The organism is Azospirillum tabaci, assembly GCF_014596085.1.
GTDB classification, from domain to species: domain Bacteria; phylum Pseudomonadota; class Alphaproteobacteria; order Azospirillales; family Azospirillaceae; genus Azospirillum; species Azospirillum tabaci.
Map to the genome: position 1 here is coordinate 12,318 of NZ_JACCJY010000013.1, position 19,127 is coordinate 31,444.

General features: G+C 69.1%; 20 protein-coding genes. 14 read left to right on the forward strand and 6 right to left on the reverse strand.

The features are described 5' to 3' along the window. Positions 1-531 precede the first annotated feature (531 nt). Positions 532-1,755 (forward strand): D-alanyl-D-alanine carboxypeptidase family protein, encoded by a 1,224-nt coding sequence (locus H0B54_RS13340; protein ID WP_246472517.1) that lies wholly within the window; start codon positions 532-534, stop codon positions 1,753-1,755. Between the two features lie 92 nt (positions 1,756-1,847). On the opposite strand, the gene H0B54_RS13345 is transcribed toward H0B54_RS13340, so the two are convergent. Together H0B54_RS13345 and H0B54_RS13350 are read right to left on the reverse strand one after the other, a co-directional pair. Further along, positions 1,848-2,684, reverse strand: coding sequence for an ABC transporter substrate-binding protein (locus H0B54_RS13345; RefSeq protein WP_094305946.1), 837 nt, complete (start codon positions 2,682-2,684; stop codon positions 1,848-1,850). A gap of 131 nt (positions 2,685-2,815) precedes the next feature. After that, positions 2,816-3,511, reverse strand: coding sequence for an ABC transporter permease (locus H0B54_RS13350; protein ID WP_188260727.1), 696 nt, complete (start codon positions 3,509-3,511; stop codon positions 2,816-2,818). A 119-nt stretch (positions 3,512-3,630) separates the two neighbouring features. Between H0B54_RS13350 and fdhD the strand changes: the two genes are divergently transcribed. The 13 genes from fdhD (at position 3,631) to H0B54_RS13415 (ending at position 14,810) form a co-directional block, all read left to right on the forward strand. Then, positions 3,631-4,512: a formate dehydrogenase accessory sulfurtransferase FdhD gene (gene fdhD / locus H0B54_RS13355; RefSeq protein WP_094305944.1), complete on the forward strand. Its 882-nt coding sequence runs from the start codon at positions 3,631-3,633 to the stop codon at positions 4,510-4,512. Then, the gene (gene mobA, locus H0B54_RS13360) at positions 4,502-5,128 is read left to right on the forward strand and encodes a molybdenum cofactor guanylyltransferase MobA (RefSeq protein ID WP_188260728.1); all 627 of its coding nucleotides are present in this window, start codon (positions 4,502-4,504) and stop codon (positions 5,126-5,128) included. The genes fdhD and mobA overlap by 11 nt, the downstream gene beginning before the upstream one ends. Next, entirely contained in the window at positions 5,125-5,619 is a 495-nt protein-coding gene (locus tag H0B54_RS13365; RefSeq protein WP_094305942.1) for a DUF3305 domain-containing protein, read from the forward strand. The genes mobA and H0B54_RS13365 overlap by 4 nt, the downstream gene beginning before the upstream one ends. A 137-nt stretch (positions 5,620-5,756) precedes the next feature. Further along, a complete protein-coding gene (locus tag H0B54_RS13370) occupies positions 5,757-6,350 on the forward strand; it encodes a DUF3306 domain-containing protein (protein WP_188260729.1) in 594 nt (197 codons plus the stop codon). A gap of 289 nt (positions 6,351-6,639) precedes the next feature. After that, on the forward strand, positions 6,640-7,251 hold the full coding sequence (locus tag H0B54_RS13375; RefSeq protein ID WP_188260730.1) for a molecular chaperone TorD family protein: 612 nt from the start codon (positions 6,640-6,642) through the stop codon (positions 7,249-7,251). A 163-nt stretch (positions 7,252-7,414) separates the two neighbouring features. After that, positions 7,415-7,615 carry a hypothetical protein gene (locus tag H0B54_RS13380; protein WP_038529100.1) on the forward strand — a complete coding sequence of 67 codons (201 nt, stop codon included), beginning with the start codon at positions 7,415-7,417 and terminating at the stop codon, positions 7,613-7,615. Positions 7,616-7,630: 15 nt separating this feature from the next. Continuing rightward, a complete protein-coding gene (locus tag H0B54_RS13385) occupies positions 7,631-10,519 on the forward strand; it encodes a formate dehydrogenase subunit alpha (RefSeq protein WP_188260731.1) in 2,889 nt (962 codons plus the stop codon). A 20-nt stretch (positions 10,520-10,539) separates the two neighbouring features. Beyond that, positions 10,540-11,136: a formate dehydrogenase FDH3 subunit beta gene (gene fdh3B / locus H0B54_RS13390; protein ID WP_014239715.1), complete on the forward strand. Its 597-nt coding sequence runs from the start codon at positions 10,540-10,542 to the stop codon at positions 11,134-11,136. Then, entirely contained in the window at positions 11,133-11,327 is a 195-nt protein-coding gene (locus H0B54_RS13395) for a hypothetical protein (protein ID WP_137115813.1), read from the forward strand. The genes fdh3B and H0B54_RS13395 overlap by 4 nt, the downstream gene beginning before the upstream one ends. A gap of 46 nt (positions 11,328-11,373) precedes the next feature. Then, positions 11,374-12,435, forward strand: a complete 1,062-nt coding sequence (locus H0B54_RS13400) for a formate dehydrogenase subunit gamma (protein ID WP_188260732.1) — start codon at positions 11,374-11,376, stop codon at positions 12,433-12,435. A gap of 11 nt (positions 12,436-12,446) precedes the next feature. Continuing rightward, positions 12,447-12,824 carry a hypothetical protein gene (locus H0B54_RS13405; RefSeq protein ID WP_188260733.1) on the forward strand — a complete coding sequence of 126 codons (378 nt, stop codon included), beginning with the start codon at positions 12,447-12,449 and terminating at the stop codon, positions 12,822-12,824. Between the two features lie 99 nt (positions 12,825-12,923). Beyond that, positions 12,924-13,928: a WD40 repeat domain-containing protein gene (locus tag H0B54_RS13410; protein ID WP_188260734.1), complete on the forward strand. Its 1,005-nt coding sequence runs from the start codon at positions 12,924-12,926 to the stop codon at positions 13,926-13,928. A gap of 183 nt (positions 13,929-14,111) precedes the next feature. Then, positions 14,112-14,810, forward strand: a complete 699-nt coding sequence (locus H0B54_RS13415; protein WP_188260735.1) for a class II aldolase/adducin family protein — start codon at positions 14,112-14,114, stop codon at positions 14,808-14,810. Between the two features lie 19 nt (positions 14,811-14,829). Here H0B54_RS13415 and H0B54_RS13420 read toward each other — a convergent pair whose 3' ends face one another. The 4 genes from H0B54_RS13420 to H0B54_RS13435 form a co-directional block, all read right to left on the reverse strand. Continuing rightward, positions 14,830-16,902: an ATP-binding protein gene (locus H0B54_RS13420; RefSeq protein WP_188260736.1), complete on the reverse strand. Its 2,073-nt coding sequence runs from the start codon at positions 16,900-16,902 to the stop codon at positions 14,830-14,832. A gap of 192 nt (positions 16,903-17,094) precedes the next feature. Continuing rightward, positions 17,095-17,895, reverse strand: a complete 801-nt coding sequence (locus H0B54_RS13425) for a DODA-type extradiol aromatic ring-opening family dioxygenase (protein ID WP_188260737.1) — start codon at positions 17,893-17,895, stop codon at positions 17,095-17,097. A gap of 97 nt (positions 17,896-17,992) precedes the next feature. After that, entirely contained in the window at positions 17,993-18,472 is a 480-nt protein-coding gene (locus tag H0B54_RS13430; protein ID WP_172428638.1) for a F0F1 ATP synthase subunit B family protein, read from the reverse strand. Then, the gene (locus tag H0B54_RS13435) at positions 18,469-19,119 is read right to left on the reverse strand and encodes a F0F1 ATP synthase subunit B family protein (RefSeq protein WP_188260738.1); all 651 of its coding nucleotides are present in this window, start codon (positions 19,117-19,119) and stop codon (positions 18,469-18,471) included. Before H0B54_RS13435 ends, H0B54_RS13430 begins: the two co-directional genes overlap by 4 nt. Positions 19,120-19,127 lie beyond the last annotated feature (8 nt).

Genomic DNA, 19,127 nt, shown 5'->3' on the forward strand with positions numbered 1-19,127 from the left:
CGGTCGGCCCAACCGAGGCGCAGCCGGTAAGAAGCCCAGCCGCCGCCAGCCCCGCCGCCCTCGCGATCCATCCTCTTCGTCCGTCCCGAAGGGAAGCGCGCGGAGTCGTCGGGCGTCGCTCGGGCGGGCGTGTCATGGGATGCCTCGCGTCCAGTCAGAAGGGGGAGATCGTCCTGCGCTTCCGGGAAGATGGATCGACGGTCGCGCTCCTTCAACGCGGCTCGCCCCGCACGGGTCCCCGGCTAATCCAATTTCGTCACAGCGTCGCGGAAGAAATCGAAGCGGCAAATTAACGAATTGTCGCTAGACACTGATTTGCATGGAATTTACCATTGCGTCAAACAGCAAGTATTAGCCTTTGGCGGGGGCATCATGAGCGTAACGGGCCAGACCGTTCGAAGCCTGCTTTTGGCGTTCGCTTGGCGCGGGCGCGAAACAGAGGGGGAACAGGCCGCAGAACGTTTGGCGAATGGACGTTCGACTCTGGGAAGTGCCTTCGGCGTTACCCCTTTCGTTCGGCGCATCTATGGCTTGGGTGCCGTTCTGGCCCTGGGGACGGTGCTTTTGGCGCCGCTGCCGGCGCTGGCCGCGAAATACGCGGCGATCGTCGTGGACGCCCGCACGGGTGAGGTGCTGCATGAGGAGAACGCCGACACCCTCACCTATCCGGCGTCCCTGACCAAGATGATGACGCTCTACCTGACCTTCGACGCGCTGGACGAGGGGCGGCTGCGGCTGGACCAGTCGCTGCCGGTGTCGGCCTGGGCGGAGGCGCAGTCCCCGACCAAGCTGGGGCTGCGCGCCGGCAAGACGCTGCGGGTGGAGCAGGCGATCCTCGGATTGGTCACCAAGTCGGCCAACGACGCCTCGGTGGTGCTGGCGGAGGCGCTGGGCGGCAGCGAGGCCAAGTTCGCCGAGATGATGACCCGCAAGGCCCGCGAGTTGGGCATGCGCAACACCGTGTTCCGCAACTCCAACGGCCTGCCGAACATGGAGCAGCTGACCACGGCGCGCGACTTCTCCATCCTGTCGCGGGCGATGCTGTCCGACCACTCCCGCTACTACCCCTATTTCAGCCGCCGCAACTTCGTCTACGGCGGGCGCAGCCTGAACAACCACAACCGGTTGATGTCGCGCTACGAGGGCATGGACGGCATCAAGACCGGCTACACGGTGGCCAGCGGCTTCAACCTCGCGGCGTCGGCGGTGCGCGACGGGCGCCGGCTGGTCGCCGTGGTGCTGGGCGGCAAGTCGGCGGCCTCGCGCGACGCCCGCATGGAAGCGATCCTGGACAAGGCGTTCGACAAGCCGAGTCGCGGTTCGGAGGCGCCGGTCGTCGCCCGCGCCGGGGACGAGGACGCGCCGCGCACGACCGCCAAGGGCAAACCGTCGGCCAAGCCGGAGACCATTGCGCAGCTCGCCTCCACCGTCTCCACCCCCGCCGCGGTCCGCCCGCCGGCCCGCCTCAGCGACGAGGAGGCCGACACGAAGGCCGATGGGTCGAAATGGGGCGTGCAGATCGGCGCCTTCTCCACGCGGGAGGCCAGCAACCGGGCGCTCAACCAAGCGACCAAGCAGGCGCCCTTCCTGCTGCGCGCCGCCAAGCCGGCGGTGACGCCGGTGAAGGCGAACGGTTCCACCGTCTACCGCGCCCGCATGGTCGGGCTCGACGAGCGGACCGCCCGCAAGGTCTGTTCGGAGCTGACCCGCAGCGGCCACCGTTGCGTTACGGTGTCGCCGAACGAGAAGCTGTAGGCCGGCTCTTTTCCGCCCGCTCTTTTCCGCCCAATGAAAAAGGCGCAGCCGCGGGGCTGCGCCTTTTTTCGTGTCCGCGGGGCGGGGGCCGGTCAGACGCCCGGCTCGTTGGCGTTCGGGAAGAACAGCGAATTGCCGTTGATCTTGTAGTCCGCGATGGTCTGCTGGCCCTCGGCGGAGACCAGCCAATCGACGAAGGCCTGCCCGTCGGCGGCCTTGACGTGGCTGAACTTGGCCGGGTTCACCAGCATGACGCCATACTGGTTGAACAGGCGCTTGTCGCCTTCCACCAGGATGTCGAGGTCGCCGCGGTTCTTGAAGCTGAGCCAGGTGGCGCGGTCGGTCATGGCGTAGCCGTTCACCGCGGCGGCGGTGTTCAGCGTCGCGCCCATGCCCTGGCCGATGGCGCGGTACCAGCCGTCACCCGTCGTGGGATCGACGCCGGCGGTCTTCCACAGCGCCTGCTCCGACTTGTGGGTGCCGCTGTCGTCGCCGCGCGACACGAAGGGGGCCTTGGCGGCGGCGATGCCCTTCAGCGCGGCGGAGACGTCCTTGCTGCCGCCGACCTTGGCCGGGTCGGCCTTCGGGCCGACGATCACGAAGTCGTTGTACATGACCGGCTTGCGCTCGGTGCTGAAGCCCTCGGCGACGAACTTGTCCTCGGACGGCTTGTGGTGGACGAACAGCACGTCGGCGTCGCCGCGCTTGGCGATGTCGATGGCCTGGCCGGTGCCCTTGGCGACCACACGGACCTCGATCCCGGTCTTCTCGGTGAACTTCGGCAGGATCGACTTGAACAGGCCCGAATCCTCGGTCGAGGTGGTGGAGGCCACGGTGATGAAGCGGTCGGCGGCGGTGGACGGCTGAACGGAGCCGAGCAGCAGAGCCGCCGCGGCGGCGCATCCCAGCACGAAAGAACGGCGCAGCATCGGACAATCCCTCTCCATGTTTTCGCCCGCCTTGGTTGCAGGCTCTGGCGGCGACTATGGGAAAGTTCGAACGGCTTTGCAAATTTTCCAGAATTGGGGCTGCAACCGCCGATCCGCAGCGTGGAAGCCGGTCAGGCCCGCCGCGTCTCCCGCACCATGGCGGCGGCGAGGTTCACCGACAGCGACAGAGTCATCAGGATGACGCCGAGGCCGAGCGCCAGCGGCAGGTCGCCCTTGCTGGTCTCCAGCGCGATGGACGTGGTCATGACGCGGGTCACCCGGTCGATGTTGCCGCCGACGATCATCACCGCCCCGACCTCGGCCGAGGCCCGGCCGAAGCCGGCCAGCACGATGGTCAGCAGGCTCCAGCGCGCCTCCGACAGCAGGGTGAACAGGGTGGTCAGCGGCCCGGTCCCCATCACCCGCAGCAGATCGCCATACTCCATCAGCAGATCCTCGACGATCTGGCGGGTCAGGGCGGCGACGATAGGCACGATCAGCACGGTCTGGGCCACGATCATCGCGGTCGGGGTGAACAGCAACCCCAACACGCCGAGCGGGCCGGAGCGCGACAGGATCAGATAGACGATCAGCCCGACCACCACCGGCGGCAGCCCCATCGCCGTGTTCAGGAACAGGGTGACCGCGCGCCGCCCCGGAAAGCGGAAGGCGGCCACGGCGGCGCCCAGCGGCAGGCCGATCAGGGCCGACAGCAGGACGGCGGTCAGGCTGACGCGGAGCGACAGACCGACGATCCCCACCAGACCGGGATCAAGGTCGGCGATCAGGTGGAAGGCGGTGACGAAGGCCAGACCGAACTCATGCATAAGGGTACTCGTGCATACCAGGCGCTCGCGCGTCAAATCGGGGCCGCATCGCTTCCGTCTTGCGGGAGCCGATCATCCGCCGCTTGCCCCGGCGCGCAATCTTCCCCACTCTTCCGGTTATGGACCTCTCGGAATTCACCATAAGGCCGGACCCGGCGAATCCCAAGCTGACGGAGCGCGTTTCCGGGCTGGATCAGGACGGGCGCCCGGTGGAGGCGTCGGTCACCGTGGAACGGCCGCTGACGCTGTATCTGAACGGGCAGGAGATCGTCACCATGATGACGATCGCCGACTACCCCGATTATCTGGCGGTGGGCTATCTGCTCAACCAGAACATGCTGAAGCGCGACGACCGGATCACCGGCATCGACTACGACGAGGAGATCGACACCGTCGTCGTCCGCACCGAGCGCGCCACGAACTACGAGCAGAAGCTCAAGAAGAAGACGCTGACCTCCGGTTGCGCCCAGGGCACCGCCTTCGGCGACGTGATGGAGACCTTCGAGTCGGTGCGGCTGAACCCCGACGCGCGGCTGAAGACCTCCTGGATCTACGCCCTGTCGAAGAAGATCAACCTGACCCCCAGCCTGTATCTGGAGGCCGGGGCCATTCATGGCTGCGTGCTGTGCCAGGACGACCGTCCCCTCGTCTATATGGAGGACGTCGGACGGCACAACGCGGTGGACAAGGTGGCGGGCTACATGCACCTGCACGGCGTGCCGGCGCACGACAAGATCTTCTACACGACCGGGCGCCTGACCTCGGAGATGGTCATCAAGACGGTGCAGATGGGCATCCCGATCCTGATCTCCCGCTCCGGCTTCACCGCCTGGGGGGTGGAACTTGGGCGGCAGGCCAACCTGACCATGGTCGGGCGGGCCAAGGGCAAGCGCTTCCTCGCTTTGGCCGGCACCGACCGGCTGGACTTCGACGCCGACCCGGCCGCGGTCGGGGACGAGGGCGGGCGCCACCAGCGCAAGGGGAGCCGCGATGACGAGTGAGGGCGTTGCCGGCGTCCTGCTGGCCGGCGGCCTGTCGCGGCGCATGGGCGGCGGCGACAAGAGCCTGCGCACGCTCGGTGGGCGCAGCATCCTGGAGCGCATCGTCGCCACGGTGCGCCCGCAGGTCGGACCGCTGGTGCTCAACGCCAACGGCGACCCGGCGCGCTTCGCCGCCTTCGGTCTGCCGGTGGCGGCGGACGTGGTGGAGGGCTTCGCCGGACCGCTGGCCGGGGTGCTGACCGGGATGGAGTGGGCGCGGGCCAACGCGCCGCAGTGCCGCTGGCTGGCCAGCTTCGCCACCGACGCGCCCTTCATCCCCAACGATCTGGTCGCGCGTCTGGTCGCGGCGGTGGAGCGCGAGGGCGCCGACCTCGCCTGCGCCCGCTCCGACGGGCAGGAGCATCCGGTCTTCGGGCTGTGGCGGGTGGATCTCGCCGACGATCTCCGCCGCGCCATGGTGGAGGAGGACATGCGCAAGGTGGACACCTGGACCGCCCGCCACCGCTTGGCCATTGCCGACTTCGCCACCGATCCGGTAGACCCCTTCTTCAACACCAACCGCCCCGACGATCTGGCGGAGGCGGAACGGCTGATGGCGGCGGGACTGGTCCGATGAGCGAAGCGCTGAACAGAACCGAGACGATGGCCCTGGGCATCGTTCTGGAGCGCCGCAAGGGCGCCAGCGCCTGGGCGGACTGGGCGTGGCGTCCGGTCTCGGTGATCCCCGGCGCCCCGCCGGTCGACGGTCCCTGGCGGTTGCTGCGCGAGGGGGAGGGCTGGGCGCACTTCCACGCCGCGACCCTGCCGCTGGAGCTGTTCCGCAGCGACACCGAAGGCTACAAGCTGAACCTGTCGCAGGAGCCGCCGCGCCTCTGGGTCGTGCTGCGCCCGGACGAGACGGGCGAGCCGGGGGGCGTCGTGCCCTTCGTCGTCACCGCCTCCGCCCACGAATGCGAAGCTTATCAGGTGAGCGGCGTGGAGATGGTGGAGACGGTGCCGATGCCGCCGGAGGTCACGGCGCTGGTCCGCGACTTCACCGAGCAGCACCATGTGGATGTCCCCTTCGTGAAGCGCGAGCGCAAGCGGCACTTCCCGAAGCAGGGATGATGAATTCTTGATGGGGCTCCGGCGCCGCGCCCCCCTCCCGACCTCCCCCCGCTTCGCAGGGGGAGGAGAAAAGCCCCCCTGCAGAGCGGGGGAGGGTTGGGTGGGGGCAAGGTCCGGCAATCCCCGAGACGCACAGCATGACCGACGAATCCTTCCTCTCCCGCTGGTCCCGCCTGAAGCGGCAGCCCGTCGCCCCAGCCCCGGAGCCGGCCCTGGAGCCAGTACAGCCGCCGCCGGGTGAGGAACCGCCCGCGCAGCTTCCGGCCGAGGCGGCGTCCGAACCGGCCGAGACCACTCCGGAAGCCGCGCCTGAAGCCGACGACCCGCTGAAGGACCTCCCACCCGTCGAAGAGCTGACGCTGGAGTCCGACTTCACCCCCTTCCTGCGGGCGGAGGTCCCGGACGACCTGCACCGGCAGGCGCTGCGCAAGCTGTGGACCTCCGACCCGGTCTTCGCCAACGACGATGGACTGAAGGACTACGCCGACGATTACGCCAGCCTGTTCACCGGCTCCTCGCCGGTGAAGACGCTCTACCGCGTCGGCAAGGGCTTCCTCGACGCCGCGGAGGAAGCAGCTGAGAAGGCGGCTGGGAAGACGGACGAGACAGCCGCGGACGGCGAGGCCGACGAAGGCGGGAAAGAAAAGGCGGCTGTTCCCGAAAGTTCGGGGCCGGAGCAGATCCCCTCTGCTTCGCATGAACCGGACATCGATATGATGAAAAAGGCATAGCGCCAGTCCAGTCCAAGTCGCGGTAAGCACACTTCTGAGTCAACCTTTGTTGACAAACACCGCAAATCTGCCCTTTAATAGCCCCAACCTGATCGTTAAGCCCCTGATATGGCGAGGCTTTTCGCAGGTGCAATATGAGGTTGTCGGTCCAGGGCGTCTCGGGCGCCGGCCCATGACGCCGTGAGCCTGCAACGGGCGAGCCAATGCGCCGCCGTTGTCGCGACGGTGGGGCCGGGTGCCGGGATTTTGCCGATCTGGCCCTTTTGTCGTGTCGGGAGGGATGAACGCCGTGTCTTCGACCGGTGAACACGATCCGTCGGCCCTGCCGCCGGAGGAGATGCAGCGGGCGCAGCTCTACGCGCTGCTGGCGCATCTGCTTGCCCGCCCGCCCGGCGGGGATTTCCTGGCCGCCTTGGCGGCGCTGGACGGCGACGCGAGCCCCCTCGGGCAGGCGCTGCGCGGTCTGGCCGAGGCCGCCCGCGGCACGGACGCCGCCGCGGTGGAGGAGGAGTTCAACACCCTCTTCATCGGCGTCGGCGGTGGCATCCTGTCCCCCTACGGGTCCTACTATCTCACAGGTTTCCTTCACGAAAAGCCGCTGGCCGAGCTGCGCGGCGACATGGCGCTGCTGGGCATCGCCCGCGCCGACGATGTGAAGGAACCCGAAGACCACATCGCCGCCCTGGCCGAGATGATGACGGGTCTGATCACCGGCGCCTTCGGCGCTCCGGCCGATCTGGAGGAGCAGCGCCGCTTCTTCGACCGCCACATCGGCTCCTGGGCCGGCAGGTTCTTCACCGATCTGGAATCCACGCCGTCCGCCGCCTTCTACCGCGCGGTGGGCACGCTGGGTCACCGGTATCTGGAGGTCGAGGGGAAAGCCTTCGACATGACAGCGTGAAAGGACGGCGTGACCGGACACCGGCACCGCCGCCGAACAGACAACAAAACAACGAGACCGGCTCACGACAAGGCCGGTCCGGAAACGCTGAAAACAAGGCCCGGAAACCGGGCGGCACATCGGTCTTCAGTCTCGGGGAAGCCGCGAAGAATAGGGTGAAGCTATGACGGACAAGAAGGAAAAGACCACGCTTGCGCGGCGCGACCTGTTCCGCGCGGCTGGATTGGGCGTTGGCGCGCTGGGCGCCGCCGCCGTGGGCGCCGTGGCGGGTGCGGAGCCGGTGCAGGCCGCCGAGCCCGCCCCCGCCCAGGGCTACCGCGAGACCGACCATGTCCGGACGGTCTACGAACTGAGCCGCTTCTAAGAAGGACCGCCGCACATGCTGACAAAGAAGAAGGCGGCTGCTTCCGGCGGCCGTTCGCTCGCGAAGATGGTTTCCGGCTTGACCGGTAACATCGTCGACCGTCGTTCGTTCCTCCGCACCTCGGGCATCGCCGCCGGTGGCGCCGCCATCGCCGCCACGATGCCCTTCGGCATGGTGAAGAAGGCCGAGGCGGTGACCGCCGCCCCCGCCGGGGGCGCGCCGGTCAAGCTGGTCAAGAACGTCTGCACCCACTGCTCGGTCGGCTGCACGGTCACCGCCGAGGTGCAGAACGGCGTGTGGATCGGCCAGGAGCCGAGCTTCGACAGCCCGATCAACCTGGGCGCCCACTGCGCCAAGGGTGCCGCGGTGCGCGAGCACGCCCACGGCGACCGCCGCCTGCGCTACCCGATGAAGATGGTGGACGGCAAGTGGACCCGGATCTCCTGGGACCAAGCCATCCAGGAGGTCGGCGACAAGCTGCTGGCGATCCGCGAGAAGTCCGGCCCGGATTCGGTCTTCTGGCTCGGCTCGGCCAAGCACAGCAACGAGCAGGCCTACCTGATCCGCAAGTTCGCCGCCTTCTGGGGCACGAACAACGTCGACCATCAGGCCCGCATCTGTCATTCCACCACCGTCGCCGGCGTGGCGAACGTGTGGGGCTATGGCGCCATGACGAACTCGTATAACGACATCCAGAAGTCGCGCGCGATGTTCTTCATCGGCTCCAACGCCGCGGAGGCCCACCCGGTCTCCATGCTCCACATCCTCAAGGGCAAGGAGCAGAACAACGCCCCGCTGATCGTCGCCGATCCGCGCTTCACCCGCACCGCGGCCAAGGCCGACGAGTACATCCGCTTCCGTCCCGGCACCGATGTCGGCCTGATCTGGGGCATCCTCTGGCACATCTTCGAGAATGGCTGGGAGGACAAGGAGTACATCGCCAAGCGCGTCTACGGCATGGACGAGATCCGCGCCGAAGTCGCCAAGTGGACCCCGGAGGAGGTCGAGAAGGTCACCGGCGTTCCGGGCTCGCAGCTGAAGCGCGTCGCCCGCACGCTGGCCTCCAACCGTCCGGGCACGCTCGTCTGGTGCATGGGCGGCACGCAGCACCACATCGGCAACAACAACACCCGCGCCTACTGCGTGCTCCAGCTGGCGCTCGGCAACGTCGGCGTGACGGGCGGCGGCACCAACATCTTCCGCGGCCACGACAACGTGCAGGGCGCCACCGACTTCGGCGTCACCTCGGACTCGCTGCCCGGCTACTACGGTCTGGCGGAGGGCGCGTGGCGCCACTGGGCGCGCGTCTGGGACGTCCCGTACGAGGACGTGCTGGCCCGCTTCAAGGACAAGAAGCTGATGGAGGCCACCGGCATCCCGGTGTCCCGCTGGTTCGACGGCGTCCTGGAAGCCAAGGAGAACATGGACCAACCCGAGAGCATCAAGGGCATGGTCTTCTGGGGTCACGCGCCGAACAGCCAGGTCCGCCTTCCCGACATGAAGAAGGCGATGGAGAAGCTGGAACTGCTGGTCGTCGTCGATCCGTTCCCGACGATGACCGCCGTCCTGTCCGACCGCAAGGACAACTTCTACCTGCTGCCCGCCGCCACCCAGTTCGAGACCGTCGGGTCGCGCACCGCGTCCAACCGCTCGGTCCAGTGGTGCGACAAGATCATGGAGCCGCTCTTCGAGGCGAAGACGGACCATGAAATCATGTACCTGTTCGCCAAAAAGTTCGGCTTCGCCGAGCCGATGTTCAAGAACATCAAGCTCCACGGCAACGAGCCGGACATCGAGGACACGACGCGGGAGTGGAACCGCGGCATGTGGTCGGTCGGCTACACCGGCCAGTCGCCGGAGCGGCTGAAGCTGCACATGCAGCATCAGGCGACCTTCGACAAGACCACGCTGCGCGCCAACGGCGGCCCGTGCGACGGCGACTATTACGGCCTGCCGTGGCCCTGCTGGGGCACGCCGGAGATGAAGCATCCGGGCACCGCCAACCTCTACGACACCTCCCTGCCGGTCGCCGAGGGCGGCGGCGCCTTCCGCGCGCGCTTCGGCGTCGAGCGCAACGGCGTGACGCTGCTGGCCGAAGGCTCCTACCCGGTCGGGTCGGAGATCAAGGACGGCTATCCGGAAGTCACCTACGCCATGCTGGAGAAGCTGGGCTGGGCCGGCGACTTCACCGAGGCCGAAATGGCGGTGATCCGCAAGATCGGCGGCGAGAAGATCGGCGCGGTGTCCTGGACGACCGACCTGTCGGGCGGCATCCAGCGCGTGGCGATCAAGCACGGCCTGAACCCGCCGGGCAACGCCAAGGCCCGCTGCGTCGCCTGGAACTTCCCGGACCCGGTGCCGGTGCACCGCGAGCCGCTCTACACGCCGCGCCGCGATCTGGTCGCCGAGTACCCGACCTACAAGGACACCAAGTCCTGGCGCCTGCCGACGCTCTACAAGTCCATCCAGGACCGCGACGTGTCGAAGGAGTACCCGATCATCCTCACCTCCGGCCGTCTGGTCGAGTATGAGGGCGGCGGCGACGAGACCCGGTCGAATCCCTGGCTCGCCGAGTTGCAGCAGGACATGTTCGTCGAGATCAACCCGTTCGATGCCAACAACGCAGGCATCAAGGACGGCCAGATGGTCTGGGTCGAGGGTGCGGAAAAGGGCAAGGTGAAGGTCAAGGCCATGCTGACCGAGCGTGTCGGCCGCGGCGTCGCCTTCATGCCCTTCCACTTCGGCGGCCATTACCAGGGCCAGGATCTGCGCTCCAAGTACCCGCAGGGCGCCGACCCGGTCGTGCTGGGCGAGGCGGCGAACACCGCCACGACCTACGGCTACGACTCGGTCACGCAGATGCAGGAAACCAAGACCACCCTCTGCCGTATCTCGGCGGCCTGAGACGCTAGGAGTTCATCACCATGGCCCGCATGAAATTCCTCTGCGACGCGGACCGCTGCATCGAATGCAACGCCTGCGTCACCGCCTGCAAGAACGAGCACGAGGTGCCCTGGGGCATCAACCGCCGCCGCGTCGTCACCATCAACGACGGCAAGCCGGGTGAGCGGTCGATCTCGGTCGCCTGCATGCATTGCTCCGACGCGCCCTGCAAGGCCGTCTGCCCGGTCGACTGCTTCTACCAGACCGAGCAGGGCGTGGTCCTGCACAACAAGGACCTGTGCATCGGCTGCGGCTACTGCTTCTACGCCTGCCCGTTCGGCGCCCCGCAGTACCCGCAGGCCGGCAACTTCGGCACCCGCGGCAAGATGGACAAGTGCACCTTCTGCGCCGGCGGCCCGGAGGCCGACAACACGGACGCGGAGTACAAGAAGTACGGCCGCAACCGTCTGGCCGAAGGCAAGCTGCCGCTCTGCGCCGAGATGTGCTCGACCAAGGCCCTGCTGGCCGGTGACGGCGACAAGGTGTCGGACATCTACCGCGAGCGCGTGGTCGCCCGCGGCTTCGGGTCCGGCGCCTGGGGCTGGGGCACCGCCTATCAGATGAAGGCGGGGTCGTGACCGTGATCCGCCGCACCGTCTGTGCGATGGCGCTTCTCCTCGTCACCCCGCTTCTGGCGGGGTGCAACGAGGAGGAGCAGGCGCGCCCGATCCATCTGGAGAAGGGCGTCTACCGCGGCGCCGCGGACAGCCATTTGTCCGCGGATCAGGTCCAGGCGCTCCAGCAGCGCTCGGCCGGCCAGCGTTTTTGAGAGGGCGTTTCCGATGGGCGCGCTTCTCAAGGGAAGGGCTGACGCAATGACGTCGAATCGTTCCAAGGGCGGGCCGGCCGAGGGCTGGTTCCGGTCGCCGTTCCAGATCGTGCTTCTGGGCATCGCCATGCTGGCGCTGACCCTGGTCATGGCCAACGTCTCGGCCGCGTCAGCGGCGGAGGCGTTCCCGCCGGTCGCCAGCCAGCCGGCGGACGGCACCTCCAAGACCGACATGTGGCGCGGGGTCCGCTCCGGCGAGCAGGGCACCGTCTCAATCCCCAACAAGAGCGCCGGCGTGCTGGTGCAGTCGGAAGGGGAGTTGTGGCGCTCGGTCCGCAACGGCCCGCTGTCCACCTATGGCGGTTGGGCGCTGGGCGGCATGATCGGGCTGCTCGTCCTGTTCTTCCTGGTGCGCGGGCGCATTCGGATCGACGGCCAGAAGACCGGCCGGACCATCCAGCGCTTCAACGCCTTTGAGCGCGGCGTGCACTGGTTGACCGCCGGCAGCTTCGTCATCCTGGCCTTCACCGGGCTGAACGTGCTCTACGGGCGTTACACCGTCCTGCCGCTGCTGGGGCCGGAGGCGTTCGCCACGATGACCCAGTACGGCAAGTTCGCCCACAATTACCTGGGCTTCGCCTTCATGCTGGGCATCTTCCTCATCTTCGTGATGTGGGTGAAGCACAACATTCCGGAGCGCAACGACATCACCTGGGCGCTGAAGGCCGGCGGGCTGTTCAGCAAGGGCGTGCATCCGGCGGCGAAGAAGTTCAACGCCGGCCAGAAGGTGATCTTCTGGGCGACGGTGCTGGGCGGCGCGGCGCTGGGCTTCACGGGCGTGCAGCTCCTGTGGCCCTTCTCCTTCGCCTCGATGGCCGACATGCAGCTCTACCAGCTGATCCACGCCGCGGTGGCGGTGGTGCTGACCGCGGTCATCATCGCGCACATCTACATCGGCTCGGTCGGCATGGAAGGCGCCTTCGACGCGATGGGCACGGGCGACGTCGAACTCCAGTGGGCGCGCGAGCACCATTCGCTGTGGGTTCAGGAGGTGACGGGCGAGACTCCGCGTTCGCACCATGGCCGCCACCGCGCGCCCGCCGAGTGAGGATCCCATCCATGCGCTCTTTCCTGATCGGCCTGCTGCTGGCCGGGGCGGTCGCCGCTCCGGCCGCCGCCCAGACCTCTCCGGCGGCCAAGCCGGCGGACGAGGTGAAGCGGATCGTCGAGCAGACCTACAACGTGCAGGTCCTGCGCGTGACCGAGGCGGCGCTGGAGGACGGCACCGCCGTCTACAAGGTCGCCGCCATGATGCCGGGGACCGCCGGCAACGCCGCCTTCATGGTCAACACCCTGACCGTCGATGCGGCGACCGGCCTGACGCTGCCGCCCTTCCGCCACCACGCGGCGGGCTACAGCCTGCCCCAGGGCGGCAGCTACGAGCCGAACCGGACCTCCAACAACCCCGCGGTCGCCCGCGGGCACACGTGGCGCTGAAAGGTCGGGCGCCAAGGACACTTGGCGCCGATACCTGTTACCCCCTGACCGGCGGCTGCGAGGCCGCCGGTCTTTTCCTTTCCGGGAGGTGGTTCGGGCATGGGGTTTGGGCGTCATCCGGGGAACCCACCGCGCCACACCCGCCGCCGGCTGCTCGCGCTGGCGGCGGCCGCACCTGTCCTGAGCGCTCCCTTGCTGTCCCGCGCCGCCGACCTGATCGGCCACGGCGCCATGGTCAACGCCGTCGCCGTGTCGCCTGACGGCGCCCGCGTCCTGACGGGGAGTTGGGACTATTCGGCCATCCTCTGGGACCTCGCGTCCGGTTCCCAACGCGCCTCCTTCCACGAGCACGCCGCCGGTGTCACCGCCGTGGCCTTCCTGCCGGACGGCAAACAGGCCCTGACCGGCAGCCGCGACTCCGCCATCATCCTCTGGGACCTGGAAAGCGGCCGGTCGCTACGCCGTTTCGAAGGCCACACCGGCACGGTCGCCGGTCTGGCGGTGGCGCCGGACGGCCGCAGCTTCGCCTCCGCGGGCTGGGACTTCGCCATCCGCGTCTGGGACCCGGAGAGCGGCACCGCGCTGCGGGTGCTGGAAGGGCATGGCGCCAACGTCAACGCCGTAGCTTACACCCCGGACGGCGGGCGGCTGGTCTCCGCCGGCTACGACTTCCAAATCCGCGTCTGGGCCACCGCGACCGGGCGGGAGATAACGGTTCTGGAAGGGCATGAGGGCAGTGTGAACGGTCTGGCCCTGTCCCCCGACGGGCGGCTGGCCGCCACGGCGTCCAGCGACGAGACGGTGCGGCTGTGGGACCTGGAGGCCGGGACTCTCCTGCGGACCCTCTACGGACACAGCGGCTTCGTCACCTCCGTCGCCGTCGCACCCGATGGCAGGACCCTGCTGTCCGGTGGAGGAGGCGACCGGCGCGTCCGGCTGTGGGACATCGCCACCGGGCGGCAGCTCGCCTCCTTCCGCGGCCATGAGAAACCGGTCCTGGCGGTCGCCTTCACCCCGGACGGGCAGAGCGCCCTGTCCGCCGGCTACGACGCGGTGGTCCGCCATTGGGACCTGACGAGCAAGGCGGACGCGGAGCGTCCATGATCCCCTCTCCCGTCCCGGGAGAGGGTGGCCCGAAGGGCCGGGTGAGGGTAAAATCAAGAATCCAGGCGCAGTTCCTTGGCTGTACCCTCACCCTCCCGCCGCGTTGCGGCGGGTCCCTCCCTCTCCCGGGACGGGAGAGGGGTACGGGAGGCGCGCACTGTTTCACAAGCGAGACAACCGCCCATGACCAGCCTGTCCCACCCAGCGCCGCGCCGCGCCATCATCGACACCTGCCTCGCCATGAACGGGTCGGGCATCAACCAGGGGGCGTCGGGCAACCTGTCGGTGCGGGTGGAGGGCGGCTTCCTCATCACGCCGAGCAGCCTGCCTTATGACGAGACGGCGCCCGAGGACATCGTCGAGATGGGCTTCGACGGAACCTATGTGGGCCGGCGGCGGCCTTCGTCGGAGTGGCGCTTCCACCGCGACATCCTGAAGGCGCGGCCCGACGTGGACGTGGTGCTGCACGCCCATTCAACCTTCGCAACGGCGCTGGCCGTCCATGGCCGGGGCATTCCCAGCTTCCATTACATGGTGGCGCTGGCCGGCGGCGATTCGATCCGCTGCGCCCCCTACGCCACCTTCGGTTCGCAGGAGCTGTCAGACCACGCCGTGGCGGCGCTGGACGGGCGGCTGGCCTGCCTGCTGGCCAACCACGGCATGATCGTGCTCGGCAAGACGCCGAAGGGCGCGCTGGCCCTGGCGGTGGAGGTGGAGACGCTGGCCCGCCAATATCTCCATGCCCATCTGCTGGGCGAGCCGGTGATCCTGCCCCCCGACGAGATCGCGCGCGTCGCCGAGAAGATGCGCCGCATGAAGTACGGCCTGCCGCCCGACGATGGCGCCGCGCCGGAGGACACCGCCCGCCCGCGCGAGGCCTGACGGCCAACGACTCCAGGCGTCAGGAGGCCAACTGGGCGACCGGGCGAAGGGGGGCGATGGTGACCAGCGGGCGCTTCGCCGCACCGGCGGTGCCGACCTGGAGCGGGCGCTCCTCCGCCGGGGGCTGGTAGTAGGCGGGCAGGGCCACCGTGACGCGCGTGCCCTGGCCGGGCTCGCTCGCCACCTCGATGTCACCGCCGAGCATGGCGGCGTAATGGCCGACCAGCGTCAGGCCAAGCCCGGCGCCGCGCCGCTTGGCGCCGCTGCCGCCCTGGACGAAGGGCTGGAACAGCCGGGCGGTCTGGCTGGTGGCGAAGCCGCTGCCGCTGTCGGTCACGGTGAAGCGCAGCCAGGGCTCGCCGTCGCGCTCGACCCGCTCGGCAGCCAGCAGGACGGTGCCGCCCTGGGTGAACTTGCAGGCGTTGTCGAGCAGGTTGAGAAGCGCCTGCCGGACCTTGCCGAAATCCGAATACATCTGGCCGAGCGCCGCGGCCTCGGCCTGGAGCGTCACCTCGTTGCCGTTGAGGTCGGCGGCGGGCAGCGTGCGCTCCCGCGCCTCGATCAGCAGCCGGTGCACGTCGAAATCCTGAAGCACGACGTCCATGTTGCCGGCCTCGATCCGGGCATAGTCGAGGATCGCATCGACCAGGGTCAGCATCTGCTCGCCGGTCCACTGGATCTGCTCGATGTCGGTCGCCAGCTCCCCGGCGCCCAGCCGGTGCAGTTCGCCCATCAGCGACTGGCTGGAGGCGACGATCTCGTTGAGCGGGGCGTGAAGCTCCTGACCGATGTTGACCAGGAAATGGGTCTTCGCCTCGTTGGCGGCGTCGGCGCGCTCCTTGTCGCGCAGCAGCTGGCCGTGCCGCTCGGCGGCCTCCTGGCGCTGGCGCTCCATCTCCGCGGTGTTGTCGCGCAGGACGCGGACGGCGCGGGCCATGGCGGCCACCTCGTCCGCCCCCTCGTCCGGCGGGAGGGCGACGTCGGCCCGCCCGGCGGCGAGCGAGGTCACGGCGGCGGCCATGCCGGCGACCGGACGGGCGACCCGGCGGTTGACGAACCAGACCATCGCCAGACCGGCCAGCGTCACGGCCAGCGCCGCCCACAGCGCGATGCGCAGGGTGCGCCAGGACTGGTCGGCCAGGCCGCCGCGCAACTCCGCCGCGACGGCGTCGTTGCGCTGGCGGATCTCCGCCGCGCGGGTGGCGACGGCGGCGGCGTTCGGCGTCAGCCGCTCGGCGCGCAGCCCGTCCTCGTCGGCCAGGGAGGTTTCGATGCCGTCGAGCACCCCGTCGATGCCGGCCAGCGCCGCCTCCACCTCGTCGATGGTCTGGCGGGTGCCGGGGACCCAGAGGTAACGGTTCATCTCGGCCAGCTTGGCGCGGGCGTTGCCCAGCTCGGCGCGCATGCGCAGCGAGTCGCGGTCGTCGCGCCGCGCCACGTAACGGCCGAGATGGTCCTGCATCATCAGGATCGCGACGGTCGCGTCGCCGGCCAGCGCCGCCGAATCGACGCCGCCCGCGTCCTTCAGGCGGCCCAGCCCGGCGCGGATCTGTGAAATCTGCGGCTCCAGCACCGACTCGGTCAGACGGGCGCGCTCGCCGCGCAGGGCGACCAGCGACTCGAAGCCGCTCCAGTAAGCGTCCAGCGCTCTGCGCGCGCCCTCCACCGAGCGGCGGTCGGCATCGTCCTGCACCATTCCGGTCAAGGCGGTCAGCCGCTCCAGCAGGCCGTCGCGGCGCAGGCCGGCGTCGAGCAGGCTCTGTTGGTCGCCCTCGGCCAGATGGTCGCGGACGGAGACCTCCAGATCGCGCAGCCCGATGTCCAGATCGGCGGCGGCCTGCGATGCGTCGGCGTGGCCGGAGAAGGTGCCCACCTCGCGGCTGACCCCGTAGAGCGACGCCACGCCGATCAGCGCCAGCAGAAGCACCAGACCGAGCACCACGGCGAAGCCCAGCCCGACGCGCGCGGCGAGCGTCAGTTCGTCCAGGCGGCGCAGGAAGCCAAGCCCCGAAAGAGAGCGCGTGAGGCGGGCTGGGGCACCGAGAGGGGGAGGGGCGTCGCCGGACCGGGGCAGGGTTCCGTTCCGCTTCACGCCACGTCCCGTACGCGCTGTCGTTCGTAAGCCACGAGATCCGGCCGAAGGTTGCGGGCGGGAAAAGCCCGACGTTGTCAGAAACCCCTCCGTGTGCACGGACGGGTGGCGCGGATTGTAGCTTGGCGACGCAACGGCGCAAACAGACAAGTGCGTCGGATTCAGCCCCCTTTTAACATCTCCGGTCCCGCCTCAGACCGCGCCGTGGAAGGCGTAGGCTTGCATGCCGATGCTGCCATGCTCGAACCCGGTGTGAAGCCGCTCCGTCCGCACCGCGTTGCCAGCGGCGCCGAAGGCCACGGGCAGGGGCAGGAAATGCTCGTCGGTGGGGTGCGCCGCCTTGGCCTGCGGGCAGAGCGTCTTCCAGCCGGCCAGGGACGCCGCGTCGCCCGCCGTCAGCACCCCGTCGAGCCAGTCGGCGAAATCCTCCGCCCAGCCGGCGGCATCGCGCTCACCGAAGCGGAAATCTCCGAGATTGTGGACGGCGCCGCCGCTGCCGAGGATCAGCACGCCCTCTTTCCGCAGGGGCGCCAGCGCGCGGCCCAGCGCGATGTGATCGGCGGCGGTGGCGCCGGGCTGGACGGACAGCTGGGCGACCGGAATGTCGGCCTCCGGATACATCAGCATCAGCGGCACCCAGGCACCATGGTCGAGCCCCTGGCCGGGGTCCACCGCGGCGCCGGCCAGTGCCCGCACGCGCTCGGCCAGCGCCGGGGCGCCGGGGGCCGCGTAGCGCATCGCGTAGAGGGCGCGGGGGAAGCCGTAGAAATCGTGAATGGTGTCCGGCCGGGCGGCCCCGCTGATCGCCGGCCCTTGGGTCGTCCAGTGGGCCGACACGGCGATCACCGCGCTCGGGCGGCCCAACCGCGTGCCCAGACCGGCCAGGAAATGGCGACCCGGCGAATCCTCGATGATCAGGGTGGGGGCGCCGTGAGAGACGAAGACACTGGGAAAGGGGGAGGGCAGGGCGGTGGCCGGCTGGGTCGTGGTCATGGAATGGGCTCCGGGTTGCCGGACCATTCCACCAAAGAAAAACCCCGGCGCCTAGGCCGGGGTTTTTCGAAAGACCGTTGCCGGTGGAGCAACGATCTTAGTGCAGGTGCTTCGGCAGCTCGGCGATCGACTGGTCGATCAGCTTGTCCGCCTGGGCCGGCTGGATGCCGGTTTCCAGGATGCGGCGGCTGGCGTCCATGGCGATGTCGACGGTCAGGTTGCGGACCTCGGCCAGCGCGCCGGCTTCCGCCTGGGCGATGCGGTCCATGGCCTGGGCCTCGCGGCGCTTCAGCGAGGCTTCGAGATCAGCGCCAGCCTGCGAGCGGAGGCGGTCGGCCTCCTCGCGGGCGTGGGCGATGATGGCCTCGGCCTCCTTCAGCGCGTCGCGCTGACGGCGCTGGTAGTTGGCGAGCAGCGCCTGGGCGTCTTCACGCAGGCGCTGGGCCTCGTCCAGTTCCGCCCGGATCTTCTCGGCGCGGGCGTCGAGAAGGCCGGTGATCGCGCCGGACGCCTTCTTCCACACCAGGGCGGCGAAGATGATGAAGGCGATGGCGACCCACATTTCAGGCGTGTTCATGACCGGCGCTCCTCGATCACGGCGGCGACCGCCGCATCGGCCTGGGCCGCGTCGACGTTCAGCCCGGCCAGACGGCCGGCGACGTCACGGGCGATGTCGGCGGAGATGGAGCGGACGTTGGCGATCGCCTGCTCCTTGGCCGCGGCGATGTTCGCCTCGGCGCTGCGCAGACGCTCGGCGTTCTCGGCGTTCAACTGGGCCTGACGGGCGTGGTTGTTCGCGTCGATCTCGGCGGCGACCTGGGCGATCAGGGCCTGGGCTTCGGAACGGGCCCCGGCGAGGGACTGATCGACCTGGGCCATGGCGGCCTCGGCCTCTTCCTTGAGCGAAGCGGCCTTGCTCAGGTCGCGCGAAATGCGCTCCTGGCGCTCCTCCAGAACCTCGGCCACGCGCGGCAGCGCTTTCTTGGACAGGAGGTAGTAGAGGGTGATGAAGGTCAGCGCCAGCCAGAAGATCTGGGTGGGGAAGGTGGCGGGATTGAGCTGCGGCAGGCCGCCGGCGGCATGCTCGCCGCCATGGGCGGCGTCCGGCGCGTGCTCCGCCGTCGCCGCCAGGACGTTACCGGCAAGCACGGTCAGAGTGGCGAGCGAGGCGCCCGCGGCACCCGACCAGCGGACCAGCCGTCGCTTGGCCAACAGGTTCGGCATGGATCGGT